This window comes from Paenibacillus sp. An7, from assembly GCF_009870785.1.
Lineage (GTDB): Bacteria > Bacillota > Bacilli > Paenibacillales > Paenibacillaceae > Paenibacillus.
This window is the reverse complement of sequence record NZ_WTWX01000002.1, coordinates 85,484-103,389: the sequence shown is the minus strand read 5'-3', so window position 1 is coordinate 103,389 and position 17,906 is coordinate 85,484. Positions and strand designations below refer to the sequence as shown.

Annotated in this window: 25 protein-coding genes and 1 pseudogene; 22 read left to right on the top strand and 4 right to left on the bottom strand. The window is 38.8% G+C overall.

All coding sequences use genetic code 11. The features are described 5' to 3' along the window. Nucleotides 1-30 precede the first annotated feature (30 nt). From GQY27_RS21980 to gdhA, 9 genes and pseudogenes are all read left to right on the top strand, one after another. Nucleotides 31-351 (top strand): annotated as a pseudogene (locus GQY27_RS21980) (alpha/beta hydrolase); the annotation flags it as partial. Nucleotides 352-357: 6 nt separating this feature from the next. Beyond that, on the top strand, nucleotides 358-636 hold the full coding sequence (locus tag GQY27_RS21975; protein WP_328802953.1) for an alpha/beta hydrolase: 279 nt from the start codon (nucleotides 358-360) through the stop codon (nucleotides 634-636). An 89-nt stretch (nucleotides 637-725) separates the two neighbouring features. Next, nucleotides 726-1,199, top strand: a complete 474-nt coding sequence (locus tag GQY27_RS03455; RefSeq protein ID WP_160032147.1) for a DinB family protein — start codon at nucleotides 726-728, stop codon at nucleotides 1,197-1,199. Nucleotides 1,200-1,373: 174 nt separating this feature from the next. Then, nucleotides 1,374-2,009, top strand: coding sequence for a hypothetical protein (locus GQY27_RS03450; RefSeq protein WP_160032146.1), 636 nt, complete (start codon nucleotides 1,374-1,376; stop codon nucleotides 2,007-2,009). A gap of 36 nt (nucleotides 2,010-2,045) precedes the next feature. After that, nucleotides 2,046-2,729, top strand: a complete 684-nt coding sequence (locus tag GQY27_RS03445) for a zinc dependent phospholipase C family protein (RefSeq protein ID WP_160032145.1) — start codon at nucleotides 2,046-2,048, stop codon at nucleotides 2,727-2,729. Next, nucleotides 2,707-3,168, top strand: a complete 462-nt coding sequence (locus tag GQY27_RS03440; protein WP_160032144.1) for a RidA family protein — start codon at nucleotides 2,707-2,709, stop codon at nucleotides 3,166-3,168. Before GQY27_RS03445 ends, GQY27_RS03440 begins: the two co-directional genes overlap by 23 nt. A 63-nt stretch (nucleotides 3,169-3,231) precedes the next feature. After that, on the top strand, nucleotides 3,232-4,230 hold the full coding sequence (locus GQY27_RS03435; protein ID WP_160032143.1) for an ROK family protein: 999 nt from the start codon (nucleotides 3,232-3,234) through the stop codon (nucleotides 4,228-4,230). Nucleotides 4,231-4,251: 21 nt separating this feature from the next. Then, nucleotides 4,252-4,788 carry a GNAT family N-acetyltransferase gene (locus GQY27_RS03430; protein WP_160032142.1) on the top strand — a complete coding sequence of 179 codons (537 nt, stop codon included), beginning with the start codon at nucleotides 4,252-4,254 and terminating at the stop codon, nucleotides 4,786-4,788. Nucleotides 4,789-4,989: 201 nt separating this feature from the next. Further along, nucleotides 4,990-6,369, top strand: a complete 1,380-nt coding sequence (gene gdhA, locus GQY27_RS03425; protein ID WP_160032484.1) for an NADP-specific glutamate dehydrogenase — start codon at nucleotides 4,990-4,992, stop codon at nucleotides 6,367-6,369. Between the two features lie 219 nt (nucleotides 6,370-6,588). On the opposite strand, the gene GQY27_RS21455 is transcribed toward gdhA, so the two are convergent. Next, nucleotides 6,589-6,732, bottom strand: coding sequence for a hypothetical protein (locus GQY27_RS21455; RefSeq protein WP_201450690.1), 144 nt, complete (start codon nucleotides 6,730-6,732; stop codon nucleotides 6,589-6,591). Between the two features lie 88 nt (nucleotides 6,733-6,820). On the opposite strand from GQY27_RS21455, the gene GQY27_RS21645 reads away from it, so the two are divergent. From GQY27_RS21645 to GQY27_RS03385, 8 genes are all read left to right on the top strand, one after another. Then, the gene (locus GQY27_RS21645) at nucleotides 6,821-7,840 is read left to right on the top strand and encodes a GNAT family N-acetyltransferase (protein WP_160032141.1); all 1,020 of its coding nucleotides are present in this window, start codon (nucleotides 6,821-6,823) and stop codon (nucleotides 7,838-7,840) included. Nucleotides 7,841-7,878: 38 nt separating this feature from the next. Continuing rightward, nucleotides 7,879-8,280, top strand: coding sequence for an NUDIX hydrolase (locus GQY27_RS03415; protein ID WP_160032140.1), 402 nt, complete (start codon nucleotides 7,879-7,881; stop codon nucleotides 8,278-8,280). A gap of 39 nt (nucleotides 8,281-8,319) precedes the next feature. Beyond that, nucleotides 8,320-9,258: a cysteine synthase A gene (cysK, locus tag GQY27_RS03410; protein WP_160032139.1), complete on the top strand. Its 939-nt coding sequence runs from the start codon at nucleotides 8,320-8,322 to the stop codon at nucleotides 9,256-9,258. A 148-nt stretch (nucleotides 9,259-9,406) separates the two neighbouring features. Next, nucleotides 9,407-10,174: an aminoglycoside adenylyltransferase domain-containing protein gene (locus tag GQY27_RS03405; protein ID WP_160032138.1), complete on the top strand. Its 768-nt coding sequence runs from the start codon at nucleotides 9,407-9,409 to the stop codon at nucleotides 10,172-10,174. 143 nt (nucleotides 10,175-10,317) lie between these two features. After that, the gene (locus GQY27_RS03400) at nucleotides 10,318-10,743 is read left to right on the top strand and encodes a hypothetical protein (protein WP_160032137.1); all 426 of its coding nucleotides are present in this window, start codon (nucleotides 10,318-10,320) and stop codon (nucleotides 10,741-10,743) included. 16 nt (nucleotides 10,744-10,759) lie between these two features. Continuing rightward, complete coding sequence (locus GQY27_RS03395) at nucleotides 10,760-11,578, top strand: GNAT family N-acetyltransferase (RefSeq protein ID WP_160032136.1); 819 nt, start codon at nucleotides 10,760-10,762, stop codon at nucleotides 11,576-11,578. 19 nt (nucleotides 11,579-11,597) lie between these two features. After that, nucleotides 11,598-12,125 carry a DinB family protein gene (locus GQY27_RS03390; RefSeq protein ID WP_160032135.1) on the top strand — a complete coding sequence of 176 codons (528 nt, stop codon included), beginning with the start codon at nucleotides 11,598-11,600 and terminating at the stop codon, nucleotides 12,123-12,125. A 256-nt stretch (nucleotides 12,126-12,381) separates the two neighbouring features. Continuing rightward, nucleotides 12,382-13,524: a YsnF/AvaK domain-containing protein gene (locus tag GQY27_RS03385; protein WP_160032134.1), complete on the top strand. Its 1,143-nt coding sequence runs from the start codon at nucleotides 12,382-12,384 to the stop codon at nucleotides 13,522-13,524. Between the two features lie 116 nt (nucleotides 13,525-13,640). On the opposite strand, the gene GQY27_RS03380 is transcribed toward GQY27_RS03385, so the two are convergent. Next, nucleotides 13,641-14,141, bottom strand: coding sequence for a DUF2798 domain-containing protein (locus tag GQY27_RS03380; RefSeq protein ID WP_160032133.1), 501 nt, complete (start codon nucleotides 14,139-14,141; stop codon nucleotides 13,641-13,643). Between the two features lie 169 nt (nucleotides 14,142-14,310). Here GQY27_RS03380 and GQY27_RS03375 point away from each other — a divergent pair, with 169 nt between their 5' ends. The 4 genes from GQY27_RS03375 (at nucleotide 14,311) to GQY27_RS03360 (ending at nucleotide 15,832) form a co-directional block, all read left to right on the top strand. Further along, nucleotides 14,311-14,742, top strand: coding sequence for an NUDIX domain-containing protein (locus GQY27_RS03375; RefSeq protein ID WP_236570469.1), 432 nt, complete (start codon nucleotides 14,311-14,313; stop codon nucleotides 14,740-14,742). Between the two features lie 128 nt (nucleotides 14,743-14,870). After that, nucleotides 14,871-15,038, top strand: coding sequence for a hypothetical protein (locus tag GQY27_RS03370; RefSeq protein WP_160032132.1), 168 nt, complete (start codon nucleotides 14,871-14,873; stop codon nucleotides 15,036-15,038). Nucleotides 15,039-15,125: 87 nt separating this feature from the next. Then, nucleotides 15,126-15,617 (top strand): DinB family protein, encoded by a 492-nt coding sequence (locus GQY27_RS03365; protein WP_160032131.1) that lies wholly within the window; start codon nucleotides 15,126-15,128, stop codon nucleotides 15,615-15,617. Next, nucleotides 15,614-15,832, top strand: a complete 219-nt coding sequence (locus tag GQY27_RS03360; protein ID WP_236570468.1) for a DUF4177 domain-containing protein — start codon at nucleotides 15,614-15,616, stop codon at nucleotides 15,830-15,832. Before GQY27_RS03365 ends, GQY27_RS03360 begins: the two co-directional genes overlap by 4 nt. Here GQY27_RS03360 and GQY27_RS03355 read toward each other — a convergent pair. Beyond that, a complete protein-coding gene (locus tag GQY27_RS03355; RefSeq protein WP_160032130.1) occupies nucleotides 15,804-16,052 on the bottom strand; it encodes a hypothetical protein in 249 nt (82 codons plus the stop codon). The two genes, GQY27_RS03360 and GQY27_RS03355, sit on opposite strands and share 29 nt — an antisense overlap. 58 nt (nucleotides 16,053-16,110) lie before the next feature. Between GQY27_RS03355 and GQY27_RS03350 the strand changes: the two genes are divergently transcribed. Then, nucleotides 16,111-16,791: an HAD family hydrolase gene (locus GQY27_RS03350; RefSeq protein ID WP_160032129.1), complete on the top strand. Its 681-nt coding sequence runs from the start codon at nucleotides 16,111-16,113 to the stop codon at nucleotides 16,789-16,791. 40 nt (nucleotides 16,792-16,831) lie between these two features. Here the strand turns inward: GQY27_RS03350 and GQY27_RS21440 are convergent. Continuing rightward, the coding region (locus GQY27_RS21440) for a putative bifunctional diguanylate cyclase/phosphodiesterase (protein WP_201450669.1) at nucleotides 16,832-17,906 on the bottom strand (1,075 nt) is incomplete at its 5' end.

Here is a 17,906-nt window from a genome sequence, read left to right as displayed (position 1 = left end):
AGTGGTGGGTAGTTCACTGGTGGGAGTTTTAAGAAGGATCCAATAACTCCAGATCAATTTCAGTATCAAGCTAAACATTTTTCAAGTAAAGGGATTGTAAGTATTTGTGTTGATTATCGGAATGGATCGGATGATGATTTTACACCTGTACAAGCGATCTGTGATGTGAAATCCAGCATCCGGTGGGTCAAGGATCACCACCTAGAGTTAGGAATAGATCTGAATCGTATTATGGTGTGCGGTGCATCGGCGGGCGGATATATTACCGTTTCGGCTTTCATGTTCCCAGAGATCGATGATGAAATGAATAAGACAACCGATTATAACGTGAGTGAGCTGATTATTTTTGCGGCGGGTATGGATGCGGTAGATATTACAACTCGGCTTTTTCCTGACTTGGTACCTATGTCGTTAGCGTTCTCGCCTAAGCATCATATCAAGCATTGTTTACCGCGGACCTTGTGGATGTGTAGGACTGGAGACGTTTTATATGAAGAGAATAAACAATTCATTCACCAGATGAAGGAAGCCGGTAATGATATACGATTTTTGACCTATGACGGTATGGAACATGGATTCTTTAACTATGGAAGGCATGAGAACCTGTTTATTTTGAAAAGACAACAAAAGATATAGAGAACTACCTAAAGAAAATGCATTATATAATGGAAGATTAAATGCAATCCCTCTACATAATATCTAATAAAGGAAAAGAGGGTTGTTATATGAACTATCCGTTCAACCGAGAATGGCTTGTTAAGAAATTTCAGGAGATAGAGAGACGGATTCTCCTTGTCACGGAACAGCTCAGTGAGGAACAATTGAATTGGAAGCCGAATGAGCAGAGTCATAGTATTGCTAATTTAGTCCTTCATATAGAAGGGAATATAAAAGAAAGAATCGCCAAGGGGATATTAAATCAAAACATAGTCCGAGATCGGGAAGCTGAATTTTCAGCTGTATTTATTTCGAAAGCCGAGTTAACTACAAGAGTAGAAGAAAATTTGGGCTTTTTAACGGATATCGTGAGTAAACTGACAGATCGGGAATTAGAGCAAACGCAAGTAGTCAGGAATAAGGAACGAACAAATATAGACATGTTGCATCAGTGCGCAGCTCATTATTCCGAGCATATGGGGCAGATCTTCTACATTGCGAAGCTGTGCCTAAATGAAGGCTACAAATCAACTTCTATCTAACGAAAGAAGACACACTTTAATATTAGTCTCTTAAGCAGTAAAGCGAAAACATGATTTTTGCTGAGCTGCTTTTTTCATTTATACAATATGAAGCAATTAGGTAAAGATAAATTCTTTCATATGGTTTAAAATACAAAATAAGGAATTTTGAAAGAGGGAGGGGGGCTAAAACGGATGGCTACTGTAGGATTACTTGGAATGATACATGATGAAGAGCTCAGACAGAAATATCATTGTACATTACCGCTTTATAAAGAAGCTATATTAGATTTTGCCCCGGATGTGATCTGCGGTGAAGTTCATCCGCTTAGTTGGAAGAGATACCTGCAAGATAACACGGATAAGGGATATTGGGGAGAGCCGGCAAGTGAATACTGGGATCTGATCTTTCCATTATGTGAAGAAAAACAAATACAATTTGTCCCGATTGATTGGTTTGAACTAGATGTATGGAATAATTTTGGTCCTTTTGTAAATTTGCCTGATGATCAAAAGAATATCTATGAATTAATGGAGAAAGATTGGTTTACAGAGCAGCTGCAAACGTCATTGCATGGAGAGATTCCATTTAACTCCAAAGAATTTGATGTGATAACAAAACAGAAATATGCATGGCTAAAGGATCTTAATGAAAGATCATATCAGCTCAGGTGGAATATTCGTAATCAGATTATGGTTGAGAGAGTGAGAAATACGTACGATAAATATCCGGACAAAAGAATTCTATGTACAGTAGGAGCAGATCATAACTATTTTTTTGAAGAAGAATTAAGGAAAGACCCTATCGAATTTATTTATCCGATTCGGTAATAGGCGCGAAACAAATAAGATGATGGAGGCATAATCATGGCGACTTGGGTTACTCATTTTAGAATTGCTGAGAGATTAATAGATATAGGTTTATCAGTAAGTAAAGAAGAATTTCTAGTAGGGAATATTGGTCCGGATTGCGGAATTTACCGTGAGGGAGAAGGATTCATTCCACCAAAGGAAATAACTCATTTTCAAATCGATAGAAAAATAGATGCAGACTCATTTTATAATCAGTACCTTCTTCATCATGAGAAAGATATTCATACGAAAAAGCAATCTTTTTATCTGGGCTATTATCTTCATCTCGTGACCGATCAGGAGTGGAACAAACATTATCAAGCGAAAAAGAGTGAACCACTATATCAAAATATACTAGGTACACCTGAATATTGGAGTTTAGTTAAAGGAGATTGGTATGGCATTGACTTTCAGTATTTGAATAACAACAAAGATCATATCTTCTGGACTACATTTCAAAATATTACCGACTTTCCGGATTATTTAGATATTTTCCCTAAAGGACAAGTGGCTGAGCAGATTAGACGGATCACATCGTTTTATCTGGAGAATACAGTTCCGAATGATCATCATTTTATATATCTCACACAAAGTGAAGTAGATGAATTCGTGGAACATACGGTATCGAGGATCATGGAGATACTTGATGCCCATATAGGCACAAATAGGAGGAGAGATGAATGTGGTACAATCCATTGAAACAAAGCTAAAAGAAATGAATATAACTTTGCCAGCTTCAAGTAATCCTGCTGCTCAGTATACAAATTATGTTATTGTTAATGGAATCATGTTTGTTTCTGGTAAAGGACCATCTGGTCAGCCGAAGGGTAAACTTGGCTCTACATACACAACGGAGGAAGGATATGAGTTCGCTAGAACAACAGGAATTGAGATTTTAGCTGTACTAAAAGAGGCACTAGGTAGTTTAGACAAAGTGAAGCGTGTTGTGAAGATTCAAGGTTTTGTGAACGCAGAACCTGGCTTTGAAGAGCACCATAAAGTGTTAAATGGGACATCTGATCTTATGTATGAAGTCTTTGGAGAAAAAGGAGTTCACGCAAGATCCGTTTTAGGAGCTGTATCGGTAAGAGATAATCTTCCCATCATTGTAGATTCTATATTTGAAGTGGAAGAATAGACAACCCATGAAGTCTTAGAAAGTGCTATTACACTTATGAACCGAAGAGATTGGAGCTAACACATGAGTCAGTATACGATCGGAATCGATCTTGGTGGTACGAACATCAAGGCAGCTATTTTTGATGAAAAATATAAAACGGTAGTTGAAAAAAACGTTCAAACGGAAGCAATCCATGGCCCTGCACATGTACTAAATCGAGTAAAAGAAACCATCATTGAAATGTTGCAAACCTCTAATTTATCGCAATTTGACATAAAGTGTATGGGAATGGGCATCCCCGGTCTCTTGAATCCGGATGAAGGGCTCTCGATCTTCTCCCCTAATTTTCCTGGCTGGGAGAACATCTATGTTGTAAATGAGATGGAGCGTTATTTTGGCATTCCCACTTTTATTGACAATGATGTTCGTGTAAATCTATATGGTGAATGGCGATTTGGATCAGGTATTGGATTCGATAATGTTGTGTTAATTACCTTAGGAACAGGACTGGGGTCAGGAATCATCAGTGGGGGCAATGTATTGTATGGAAAGACCTCAAGTGCTGGGGAAATAGGCCATATGAATATGTACAGAGAAGGTCGCCCTTGCAAGTGTGGCAGTTCAGGCTGCTTGGGTAGATATGTTTCGGCTGTAGGCATGGTGAATACATTAATTGAACGGCTGAATGATGGCCGTAAAAGTATTATTCAAGATTGGGTTCAACAAGATCAAAGCCAAATTAAGGCTAAAATGATTTCTGATGCGTATGATTTGGGAGATAAAACAGCTATGGAAGTGATGCATGAGACGGGGAGAATCTTAGGATTTGGCCTCTCTAATGTCATTAATCTATATAATCCTGAAGTGATTATTGTTGGCGGGGGCATGTCTGCTGCAGGAGATCGATTGCTGAATGTCGTTCGGGAGACAACTGCTAAGCATGCATTAAAGTTATCCAACGAAGCATGTAAGATTCAGGAGGCTCAGTTGGGCGGAAAAGCAGGCATGATTGGTGCAGCTGTATACGCAAATGAACGAATTACAAAGAAACTCTTCAATAGAATTGAAATAGAAACCTGATTTGTGATGAGGGGAGAAGAAATGAAACCGTCAGAAACATCATCAGAAACATTTTTAGAAACGTTAAATTCATCAATTACTATTCGGTCAGCTTCATTATCAGAAGCACCCATCATTCTAAACCTGTGGCAAAATTCAGCTAAGTGGCTTAATTCTAAAGGAATATACCAGTGGCGCCCGGAGTTTTTTAAAGTCGATCAGGTTATAGAATTTCTAACAAATGGTTCTGACGTTTATATTGCTGAGCTAAATTCGGAAGCAGTGGGAACTTATATTATCACATGGTCAGACCCGTATATCTGGGGGGAACTGGATAATAATGATTCAGGATATATTCACCGATATGCAGTAAATAGAGATTACATAGGGATGAAAATTGGGTATACCCTCCAAAAAACAGCGGAACAGCAGATTAAAACCAAAGGAAAAACTTTTGTAAGACTGGACTGCATGGCCGCTAACAACAAGCTAAATGCATACTATCAAGATTATGGCTTTAACTATATAAGAACAATAAATGGAGAAGGATGGAGCGCTAATCTGTATGAAAAGCTGTAAAAATGCAGTGATTTAGCGGTAATAAGGTAACATTATAAGTACTATAGAACATTTTAATAGCATTATTAAAAACATTTTATGGATTTTTATCTCGTATTTTATTTTGTTATCCTGTATATTTAACTACAAACTTTTATGCGTTTTGACAAAGAGAAGCCTACAGACTTTAATACAACAAAGGAGTGCATCGAAAAAGTGTCCATGATAACGAGAGAAAATACTGAACAAAACATGCTTATTGCTACAGAGTATGTTCATTCCGTTTATGAGTCGGTTGTTGCAAGAAATCCACAGGAGTTTGAATTCCACCAAGCGGTAAAAGAAATTCTCGATTCTCTTATTCCCGTTATCGCTGCTCATCCAAAGTACCGGGAAAACAGCTTGCTTGAACAGCTGGTAGAACCTGAACGTGTTATTACTTTCCGCGTACCATGGGTTGACGATCAAGGTAAGGTACAGGTAAACCGCGGATTCCGTGTACAGTTTAACAGTGCGATCGGACCTTATAAAGGCGGACTGCGGTTCCATCCTTCTGTGTACACAGGCATTGTGAAGTTCCTAGGCTTCGAACAAATCTTTAAAAATGCATTGACGGGTCTGCCGATCGGCGGTGGTAAAGGCGGTTCTGATTTTGATCCAAAAGGGAAATCGGATATGGAAGTTATGCGCTTTACACAAAGTTTCATGACTGAACTATATAAGTACATTGGTTCAGATGCGGACGTTCCAGCAGGGGACATCGGTGTAGGCGCAAGAGAAATTGGTTATATGTTTGGACAATATAAACGACTTACAAGCAGTCATGAATCCGGCGTCTTGACGGGTAAAGGACTACAGTATGGCGGCAGTCTTGCACGGAAGGAAGCAACTGGATTTGGATGTGTGTATTTTGTTGACGAGATGTTGAAATCGAAAGATCTTAGCTTCGCAGACAGTACGGTTGTTGTCTCGGGTTCCGGAAATGTATCGATCTATGCGATTCAAAAAGCTCAAGAACTTGGTGCGAAGGTAGTGGCTTGCAGTGACTCCGGTGGATATGTATATGATCCAGAAGGTATCAATCTTGAGACAGTGAAATATCTAAAAGAAGTAGAACGTCTACGCATCAGCGAGTATGTAAAAGAGCATCCTCATGCTACTTATACAGAAGGCTGTGAAGGAATCTGGTCTATCCCTTGTGACATTGCACTTCCTTGTGCAACTCAAAATGAGATTGATGAACATTCTGCTATTTTGCTAGTTAAAAATGGAGTAAAAGCAATCGGTGAAGGAGCTAACATGCCTTCTACGCTGGATGCGATTGATATTTTCCATGAGCATGGCGTTTTGTTTGGACCGGCAAAAGCTGCTAATGCAGGCGGTGTAGCCGTATCAGCACTTGAAATGTCCCAGAACAGCATGCGTTTGTGCTGGTCATTTGAAGAAGTGGATACCAGACTGCAAGAGATCATGCGTAACATTTATAGCAGCAGCGTTGAAGCAGCTGAACAATACGGTTGTTCAGGTAACTTGGTTGCTGGGGCAAACATTGCAGGTTTCCTTAAAGTAGCAGATGCAATGCTCGCTCACGGAATTGTCTAATAAAATGATAGTAAAGCTGTTATCAGCTGGTTAACAATGAAGCCGTCTTCCATAGGAAGGCGGTTTTTAATTCTATAATTTTATGTAAATGGAATATAAATTTCCATTTTAATGATTAGATAGAGGGTTTTTACAGATAGGTCAAGAAGTATTTATCAGCATATGAGAACTTTTTTGAGCAAAATAAAAAACCTCCAAACTATATTGGAGGATAGAAAATCATTTACTATCAGATCCTGATTGAGCGAGTACAGACCCTGCTAAAGATTTTGAGGTTTTACTAGCAGAGTTACTTTGCAAAACATGCGATGCTTTCTTAGACAATTTCTTAGAAGAAACTTTATTTGCGCTTGATTTAGCCATGATACGACACCTCTCTTTGTTTTGATTTTATATATATGTAATAAACCGCTGAGTTCATTGTAAACATTGATGCATGGAGGAAGAAAAAATGAATATCCAATTACGAGAGCTGAGCGAAAGAGATCCGGAGATCATTTCGAATGCTTTTAAACAACAAGGCTGGGAAAAGCCTTTAGACTTATATGTAAGATATTCGGACGAACAGAAACGTGGTGAACGCGTATCGATTGTTGCTGAAGTGGATGGTGATTTTGCCGGATATGTTAATGTGTTATGGAGTTCGTATTATCCTTCATTTCGAGAAATAGGGATTCCTGAAATTAATGATCTCAATGTATTAATGAAGTATCGCCGATTAGGCATTGGCTCTAAATTGATGGATAAAGCAGAGGAGATCATTAAAGAACGGTCTGATTTTGCAGGAATAGGGGTAGGGTTATTTACGGATTACGGAAACGCTCAAATCTTATATGCAAAACGAGGTTATATCCCCGACGGCAGAGGAATACATAATGGTCAAGAGTATCTTGAATACGGAGATGTCGCTGCAATCAATGATGATCTTACTCTTTATTTAACTAAAAAACTGAACAAGCGAGAGATGTGCATCAAAAATATAACAGAAGAACAAGCAGAACAGTTTTGGAGAATAAGGCTAGAATCATTAAGAGTAAGCCCGGAGGCATTTGGAATTTCGTATGAGGATTCTGTTGGTACGCCAATCAGCGAAGTTATGAAAAAGATCAAGAATGAACATGACGAGTATATTTTAGGAGCTTTTACAGAAGACGATCAAATCGTAGGTATTGCAGGTTTCAGAAAAGGAAGAGGAATGAAGTTTAAACATAAAGGTATGGTATGGGGAGTGTATGTAACGCCCGAATATCGAGGAAAAGGAATCGGCAAGAGTCTCATGGTAGATATATTAAACCGAGAAAAAGAAAGTGAAGAGCTAAAGCAGATCAATCTCAGTGTGATCACGGTAAATAGATCTGCTGTAGAACTCTATAAGAGACTAGGGTTCGAGTCATATGGTGTTGAAAAGCATGCTTTAGAGTATATGGGCGAGGTATACGATGAAGAGCATATGACTTATTTTTATAAGTAAACTACAACAAGTTTGAATCGGACAGAAAGGGTGATTAGATGAAGTTCATCGTTTCGGCAAGTGTCATTGTAATGAATGAGAGTAATCAGATTTTACTAATGAGAGGTCGCAGAGGTTGGGAGATGCCTCAGGGTTGTGTAGAAGAAGGTGAGTCCATACGTCAGGCAGCTATTCGTGAAGTGAAAGAAGAAACAGGAATTGATATTGAATTGATTGATTTTTGTGGTACCTATCACAATATAACCCAAGGTGTATGTAATCATATTTTCACCGGAAAACCGATTGGCGGTGAACTTACGACAAGTATAGAGAGTGACGAAGTTGGCTATTTTTCACTAGAAGAAGCAGATCAGTTAATAACCTGGGAGAATTTCAAAGAAATAATTCATCTTGCATTAGATAAAGAGAAGCACCCTTTTCTTATCGAGTTTACAGAATAAACGATCTTGTGTACTTGAAAATTGAACGGAGGAACCAAAGTGGCAAAAATAGCAAAGAATCTTACTGATTTAATTGGTAACACACCGTTATTAGAACTTGTTAATTTTTCTTCGAACCATCATCTAGAGACGAACCTTATTGCTAAATTAGAATACTTTAATCCTGCGGGCAGTGTGAAAGACCGGATTGGACTTGCCATGATTCAAGATGCGGAAGAGAAGGGCGTTATTAACAAAGACACAGTCATTATAGAACCGACCAGCGGAAATACGGGAGTAGGGCTTGCTTTTGCAGCTGCAGCGTTAGGATATAAGTTAATGATTACGCTTCCCGAAAGTTTCAGTATGGAACGCCGAAAATTATTATCTGCTTTGGGTGCCGAATTAGTTCTCACTTCTGCTCAAGAAGGGATGGCTGGAGCTATCAAAAAGGCCGAAGAAATTGCCGGTACGATTCCTAATTCATATATTCCGCAGCAATTTCAGAATCCTGCTAATCCTGAGATTCACAGGCAGACAACAGCAGAAGAAATATGGAGAGATACGGATGGGGATGTGGATATTTTTATTGGTGGTGTGGGAACAGGCGGAACCATCTCAGGCGTAGGTGAAATTCTGAAGCAGAGAAATCCATCGGTTAAAATTATTGCGGTTGAACCATTCGATTCACCGGTTCTTTCCGGCGGAAATAAGGGATTACACAAAATCCAAGGGATTGGTGCTGGATTTGTACCCGGTAATTTTCATCATTCAGTCGTAGACGAGATCATTCAAGTGAAAAACGAAGATGCATATGAAACAACACGACAGTTAGCGAGAACCGAAGGGTTACTAATAGGTATTTCATCTGGAGCAGCGACGTTCGCCGCGATACAAATTGCAAATAGACCAGAAAATAAAAGCAAAAAAATTGTCGTACTACTCCCAGATACAGGCGAGCGTTACCTATCCGTACCCGGTCTTTTTGCAGAAGTATAAAAGTAGAGCAGTTACATGCTGAATGTAGCTGCTCTTTTTTTGAGTGATTCATACCGAGTTCTTAGCCCATGGGAGAAAACAAGTTAAAGTCTATCAATGCTCAAGAGTCATATGTATAATTATGGTAGAAAAAGTAAAGGAGAATGAAATGAATAGATCCATTAATTTAGACGGCATTGTTCATCTTTTTCAGGAAGAATTACAAGATTCTCTTACTGGCATATACTTGCATGGTTCAATGGCGATGGGATGTTTTCATCCAGATCATAGCGATATAGACATCTTAGTGGTCGTTACGTCGAAACAAACCAGAGATACATATAAGAGAATAGCATCAGGACTTATTCAGATTGAGGAAGAACTACATCTGACAAAAGGTATAGAGTTAAGTGTTGTAATGGAGAAATATACAGATGAATTCGTATATCCTACTCCATTTGAATTTCATTATTCTTTAGCACATAAGGAGAAATATAAATCGGACCCGGATTATCTATGTGGTGGTTACGAAGATACGGACGTAGCAGCTCATTTCGTAGTTACCTATCATCGAGGGATCGTACTTTATGGAAAACCCATTAAAGAAGTTTTTTCAGCGATTGATAGATCCTACTTTATCGCATCGATTCAATCCGATGTAAAGGATGCGACAGAAGGGATTACCGAGAACCCGGTGTACTTTGTCTTAAATTTATGCAGAGCATTATTCTTTCTCAAAGAAGAGATTGTGTCTTCCAAAAAAGAGGGCGGAGAATGGGCTGCCGAGGTTGTACCTATGAAATATGCAGATATCATACATGACTGTCTTGCTGCATATCAAGGTAAAGATGATACGATTAAGCAGGATGACCAGCGGTTGCTTGAGTTTGCTTCTTATATGTTAGAAAAAATCGATAACGCAGGGAGTGAGGTGTAATAAGTCATGCTTAACTAGGGTGACTTCAGAATTTCAACGATTTAGAGAGGAGTAATCAAATCAATACTCAAAAAGTTAAATACATTACATTTATCGCGGCCATATCTTTGTTGCTGAACATGATATTAATTACGATGTTGATAATGAAAAACAACAGAATCGATGATGCAATTTCAAGCCATACTTTTCAAGTTCAAACCGATTTGGTGGAACTAGAGAGCGCAATTCATTATCAAATGGATCATATTTGGCAAGATGATAACGTTGTTTTAGAGAAAATGGAAGATATTAAAGAAGAATTAAATTCGTTCATGAAACTAGGTCAAAGCTTAGAAAGATTAACAAAAGAACAAGAAAAAGAACTGACTATTTTATATAACTATGTATCCGAATATCCCGATTATACAGGTGTTCCTAACACAGTTCTAAGTTCTGCAGATCGAAAAAAGCTAGAAATACTAGCAAGCAATCTCCCTAAAGCAGGCTGGGGAATGAACATCGGTTATAGTGGCGATTGGGACAGCTTTTCTGAGAAATTAAATAAATTACTTAAACAAAGTACTCATTAGAATGGCTGGTGTTCTTATGATAACGGAACTAGATATACAAGAGTTTTATAAGGTGAAGCCTATCACGGATCAGTGTAGAAATTTGGAAGTTCGAGCAGTGGTGAATGGGATGAATCCCGGTTCGGTTTATGTAGATCATGGGACGGATGTTACTGCCGCTATGATTTGGATTCAAGGTCAGTCCGGGTTTCATATGGTTGGAGATCCTCAGAGTGAATCTTTCTTGACGCATTTAGAGACTTACATGATCAATGAAGTTGAACCTAGACTCAAAAAGTTGAATATTGATGCTGTGGAAATAAGTGTGGAAAATGATCGTTGGGCAGAAACACTGCAAACTATATTTAAAAAGCGAAATCTATTAAATGATAATCAATATGTGTTCGAAATGAATTATAATGACGCAAAACAAAGTAGTAATCTTGTGCAGGATACCTTGATTCATAGAATAGATAGAGATTTACTTGAGTCTAGAGGATTTGAAAATAAAGCATTCCTAGAACAGAAGATTGCTAGGTTCTGGGAATCGAAAGAGGACTTCCTACAACACGGTTTTGGTTATATGGCAGAACATAATCATAATGTGATAAGTTTATGTTTTTCTGCTTTTGTAGATGGCCACACCCATGCGGTAGATATAGAAACACTAGATGAGTATAGAAATAAACATGTTGGAACAGCAGTAGCTGAAGCATATATAGAAGAGTGCAAACGTAAGGGAGTAGAGCCATATTGGGATTGTATGCCAGAGAATGTGGGTTCAGTGCGCCTGGCGGAAAAGATGGGAATGTCTCTTTCTTTCGATTATCAAATTTTGTGGTATAACATCACCTAAATACATGGAGGTCATTTACATGATAGACATGAAGCAGATCTTTCTTATTACCGATATTCCTGGGTACTCCCCCCAAATCAGCCGTTTACTATCGATGATGAACTATGCCAGATTTACCACTATAGAAGAGGTAAAGGATTTAACCGTTCAGGATTTAGATTTTTTAACGGACTCTAATAGTAATTCAATAGGTGCGCTGTTAATGCATTTTGCAGCAGTGGAATATGCATACCAGGTGGGAACGTTTGAGAAACGGGAATTGAATGAGGAAGAAATAGCGATCTGGGGTGCTGCCTTGAGCCTTGGGGAAGAAGGGCGAGAAAAGATTAAAGGAAATGAACTAAGCTATTATACTGAGCAATTAGAAGCAGTGAGACAGCGAACTTATGAATTATTTAGAACGGTAAATGATGAATGGCTCTACACAGAAGAAGAGTTTTGGGCTCAGCAGCAAGCCAATTATTATTTTATGTGGTTTCATGTGTTTGAAGATGAGATCAATCACCGAGGGCAGATTCGAATGATACGAAAAAGAATGGATAAGTAAACAGATATAAATAAAAGTTGATTTTGCAGCCGTCTCTTCTGTGAAATCAACTTTTTTATATGCTTTGGATATGGAGTAGAAAGAGTTAAGAATTATCAAATCATACATAACGTAATTTTAATAATGTCAAGTAAAATGTTTTAAAATTTTTTGAGGTGTTTAAATCTAGAACAAGCAAGCGTTACTAAGAAATCAAAAAATTAAAAATACGAATTACCAAAACAAAAAAAGAGAGAATCTCAAGGAGGAAATTATTATGTTAAACAAAAACACAAACCATTTGGAAGATGTAAAGAAAACGGATAAGGTACACGCAAATGAAAGAATCGTAGGTTCATTTAGAACAGAAGAAGAAGCAAGCCGAGCTATTGAAGAGCTGAAAGCGAAAGGTTACAGCACTGACGAAATTTCAGTTATTGCTAAAGATCGAAAAGATATGAAAGCAATTAGTGAAGAGACAGGGACGAAAGCTCCTGAAGGTGTTGCTACAGGTGCAACGGCAGGCGGTCTTGTCGGCGGAATCGCTGGTCTATTAGCGGGACTCGGAATCATGGCTATTCCTGTATTTGGTCCAATCATGGTAGCAGGTCCAATCGCAGTAACACTTACAGGTACGGCTGTGGGAGCGGGTGCCGGCGGACTCGTTGGTGGTTTGATTGGTCTGGGTATCCCAGAAGAAGAAGCGAAAGAATACGAGTCTAACGTAAAAGAAGGACAAATCTTAGTACTGGTAGAAGACAAAGAGGACACTAGAAATAGTGTACACGATATCTTCCGTAATAATAATGCGACAAATGCACATCTATTTAATAATAAACAAGTACGCAATTCTTCCGTAACGTCTACTCCGAATACAGCAGCTGCAAACGCGGACCCTAGAACAGCAACGGATTTAGATCGTAAAGTAACTCCTGAGAATGTTGGCAATGGCCGTTTTGATTCCGGTGAAGATGAAAAGACAATGCGTCTGCGCGAGGAACAATTGGACGTATCTAAAAACAAGGCTAAAGTTGGCGAAGTAGAAGTTCATAAAGAAGTTGTCGAAGAACAGAAAACGATTGATGTTCCTGTAAGTCATGAAGAAGTCGTTATTGAGCGCAAAGCGGTTACTGATCATACGACAAACGAACCTATTGGAAAAGATGAAAGTATTCGTATTCCAGTAAGTGAAGAACAAGTAGAATTAAATAAACGTAATGTAGTTACAGGAGAAGTGGAAATTCATAAAGAAACCGTTCAAAATACGGAACAAGTTAAAGATACGGTGAAACGTGAGGAAGCTCGCATTTCTCGTGAAGGTGAACCCGCTGTGAATGCTGATGCGGCTACAAATCTTGATCGAAAAGGACTTAACCGTGGAACAGTAAATGATAATGCGATCCACCATCCAAGACGCTAATCTTGGTACAATGAACGAAAATAAAGCAAATAAAATAAACCCGATGAGTCTCATACTCATCGGGTTTATTAATGTAGAAATAAGTTTACAGTTTACATTCATAGAGAGAGCGATATTTACAATGAGCTGTTCGATGTACTTAAGTTGACTACGGGCTCATCCTTAACGAATTTCACGAATAGGAACCTTACCAAAGGACCAATCACTAGCAATTGAGCAGGGTAGGCAACAATGACATTTTTGAGAACCGTCCGTCCATAGTTTGCGATGATCGAACCTTCGATACCATTCATAATCATGGATGTAATAAGACCGTATACCGACATGCAGAGCACCATACCTATAACCATACAAGTCGAAGTAGCAAGAATGACATATAGCTTCTTGGATTTATCAAATGGCAAGGAAAATGCGGCTTTTCGAGCAATAGGTCCAACAATAAAAGACTCTACTAAAAAAGCAATTACAAATGTTAAGGCAAATTGTGATAAAATACCAGAAATAGGTAATGTGGTTAACAAACCATTCAAATACATATTGTAAAAGAACATGACACATACCATTCCAAAACACATCATTAATCCGAAAATAATTCCTTCTTTTTTGTTACTAGGCAATTTCATTTCTTCCTTTCGTTTTGCAGATAAACTTTAGTATAGTGACATAAAAATTTCTTCGTAAGTGAACATTTTGTGAACTTTGATACAGAGTTTATAAATTTTCTTTTTTAGTACAGTGAATCTATGAAGATCGGACTCGTTTTTAATCCTTGAGAAGAAGGTGTGAATGATGGATCAATATACTCACCTTGGTGTATATGGCATTCTCGTCAAAGATGAACAGATTTTACTCGTTCAAAAATCGAGAGGCCCGCATAAAGGAAAATGGGATCTTCCTGGTGGATCCATTGAGTTTGGCGAAGAACCTTTATTTACGCTGAAAAGAGAGTTTTTAGAAGAGACAGGGATTGAAGAGATAGAAGCAGTTATTCATAGTGCTCCATCCTATACTCTTATTCATCCGTTTAGAGAAAATCAGTTAGAGGAAATGCATCATATCGGGATAATCTACAGCGTTCGTATTAAGAATGAGAATTACATCTTAAAGGAAAGTGGAGATGGCCATGATTCTCTTGGAGCAAAGTGGTTTTATAAAGGAGAATTAATGGAACTGGAAGTGACACCGTTTGTAGAAGGAATAAGGAGACAGATTTTATGAAATAGAATCTGGTTTTAGATTTTGCGTCCCCTGCTTTTTTACTGGGAAGTATTGCACCAGATGCAATTCATGCAAGGGAAGGGGCAACACTTTATGCTGACTTTGAGCACAAGGTTCAGAAGGACCCGGTGGAGGTTCGGAAGATTTACAACGAAGAATTAAGTCAACTGGAGTATGATCTTCTACGGAGCAGCTACTGGATCGATGTCATCCTTACCCAATTTGAGACAGCTAAAGGGTTTGAGGTGACCCCTTTTGTGAGTGTGGAAGAAGTAGAAAAGTATCGTGATAGCTGAGCCGCGGTATACGAACTGGTAAAGAGTACATACAGCTTTAGAAACGGAAGCCAGAAAACAATAAACAAATTTGAAAGGGGGAAGGGAATGCATACTTTTTTCAGATATAACTGGATCGTAAGAGAACAGTGGTACGAGTGGTGTAAGGATCTGCCGGAAGAGGAATTATTGCGTCCACGAACGGGAGGAGTCGGAAGTATTTTACAGACCCTTTTTCATATCGTAGATGTAGAGTGGAGCTGGATTCGTATACTACAAGGTAAACCGGATGATCAGGAGAATTTTGATGATTACGCTACACTTCAGAAGGTAAGGGAGCTTGATCAGCGATTCAAACCTGAAGTGGAAGCATTTGTTGCTGCATGGGACAATTCGATGGAGACCCGAGTATTTTACGATCATAGGCCTGATGGTAGTTTTGACCGTGATGCTTGGGGCGAAGTAATGCGTCATATCATAGCACACCAAATACATCACATGGGACAGCTATCTGTTTGGGCAAGAGAAAAAGGAATTCAGAAGAATCCAATTTCTCCTAATGTTATAGGTAAGAATCTAATTGCAGTTCAGCAAAAATGAGAGGTGAAAACGAAGATGGAACAATGGGATTACAAACGATGAAATATAAGACAGGTGGGTTCTTGGGAGGAAAAGTAGATAAAGAGGAGTTCGAACAGGAATTGAATGAACATGGACTGGATGGCTGGGAACTCGTATCTTGCTTTGACACGTGGTATTTCGCAAAGAGCATCAAAGCAAACTCACTTAATCGGAGATTGTCTCTATTGATATAATCTGATCGTACACCTGGTAGTACAAAGGAGCGCCGATAAGTAGAAGAACAACAAATAAGATCATTAAATTACGAAATAATTTCACGTTCTTTTCTTTCTTCGCATACAGCCAAAAAGGAAAGCAAATACAGGCTGCCAGCAGAAAAAATAATTCAGCAATTACGATCACTGGAGCATAATCCTCAAGCCTCATCCATTTCACCTCGTCTTTTTTATCCAATTATAGAATATTTTTCTCTATCTTGCGATAAATAATTTTCCAATCAGGGGGCTAATAGATGAAATTCAAAGCGGTATTTCTCGATTTCTATGGCACATTAGTACATGAAGACGATGGTATCCTGCCTCTCATTTATGATAAAGTAAAACGATCTAGCTCTGATGATGTAGAAGTAAATCATATTGGAAAGCACTGGTCTACTGCGTTTTTTCACCTGTCGCGAGAAAGTTATGGCGATTCGTTTCTCAGGCAAAGGGAGATTGGAATTCAGTCTTTAGCGGATACGGTTCGTAACTTTAATTCATCTTGTGTAGCAGAAGATATCATTCAAACTCAGTTTAATAACTGGATTCAGCCCCCATTATACGAAGATACGATTCCTTTTCTGGAATCGCTAGTAGGAACCCCTATTTACATTTTATCTAATATTGATAGGGATGATATTACGGCTGCCATGAGCTATCATGGGATTTCGGTAACAGACGTAATTACGAGTGAAGATGTGAGATCTTACAAGCCAAGAAGTGAATTATTTGAAGAGGGACTACGCAGAAGTGGATGTACAGCGGATGAAGTGATTCATATAGGGGATTCTCTTGCGAGTGATATTAAGGGAGCCCAGCTCCTTGGCATCAAAGCAATCTGGATCAATAGGCTTGGTAGAAAGCTGCCGGATCACTATAAACCAGATTACATCTATCGTAATTTGAGTGAAATCAACTTGGAGTCTTTATTATAAAAAAAGAGAGGGGATACCCACAAAATGGGATCCCTTCTCTTTACTTCTCATAATCTTCTAAAAAAACCATAAGTTGTTCTCTAGGCATAGGACGGCCAGTGAGATAGCCCTGAATTTCATGACATCCTAGTTTACGCAGCAAGGACAGTTGTTGCTCTGTCTCCACCCCCTCAGCGATAACCCGCATACTTAGTCGGTCTGCTAATTCAATAATTGTCTGTACAACCTTTGCTTCATTTATGTTCATGGCAATATCTTGAACGAGTGAACGGTCAATTTTAATATATTTGAATGGAAAGCGGTTCAGCATACTTAGTGAAGAGAACCCCGTCCCGAAATCATCAATTGATAGTGATATACCCAGTTCTACCAAAGCACGGCAGATTTCTAGTGACTTTTTTAAATCGAATATTGCTGTACTTTCCGTGATTTCAAGACTTATATTCCGCGGGGAAAGTTTATATTGCTGAAGCAACTCTGCAACGCGTTTTGCAAACAAAGGTTCTCTAAGCTGATGAGCAGACAAATTGACGGAAACCAAAATATCAACATATCCCTCATCTACCAACTGCTTCGTTTGTTTAAAAGCAGCATTCAAAACCCAGTCACCAATGAATTTTATCATACCTGTATCTTCCGCAATCGGTATGAATTGAGCAGGGGATACAAATCCCAGTTCAGGTGACTTCCACCGAATTAAAGCTTCTAATCCAAGAATACGATTTGTATGCGTATCGATCTGCGGTTGGTAGTATAATGTGAATTCATTATTAGCAAGAGCAGTGCTGAGGCCATTCACAATAGTTAAATTTCGTTCGGCCATGGCTTTCAGGTTTGGAGTATATGCATAGTATTGGTTACGTCCTGCTTGTTTTGCAGCATACATCGCAGTGTCTGAACTGCTGTACAATGCTTCTATGGTTCTGCCGTCCTCAGGAGCTATGCTAATACCGACTGATGCAGTAACGGTATATGGTTTTCCAAAGATATGAATGGGCTGCTGTAGAGAGGATAAAAGCTGATTAGCGTAACAAATAGCCTCACCACTGTGGTTTATAGGCACGGTTACGGCAAATTCATCCCCGCCCAGCCGGGATATAACTGCAGAAGACGGC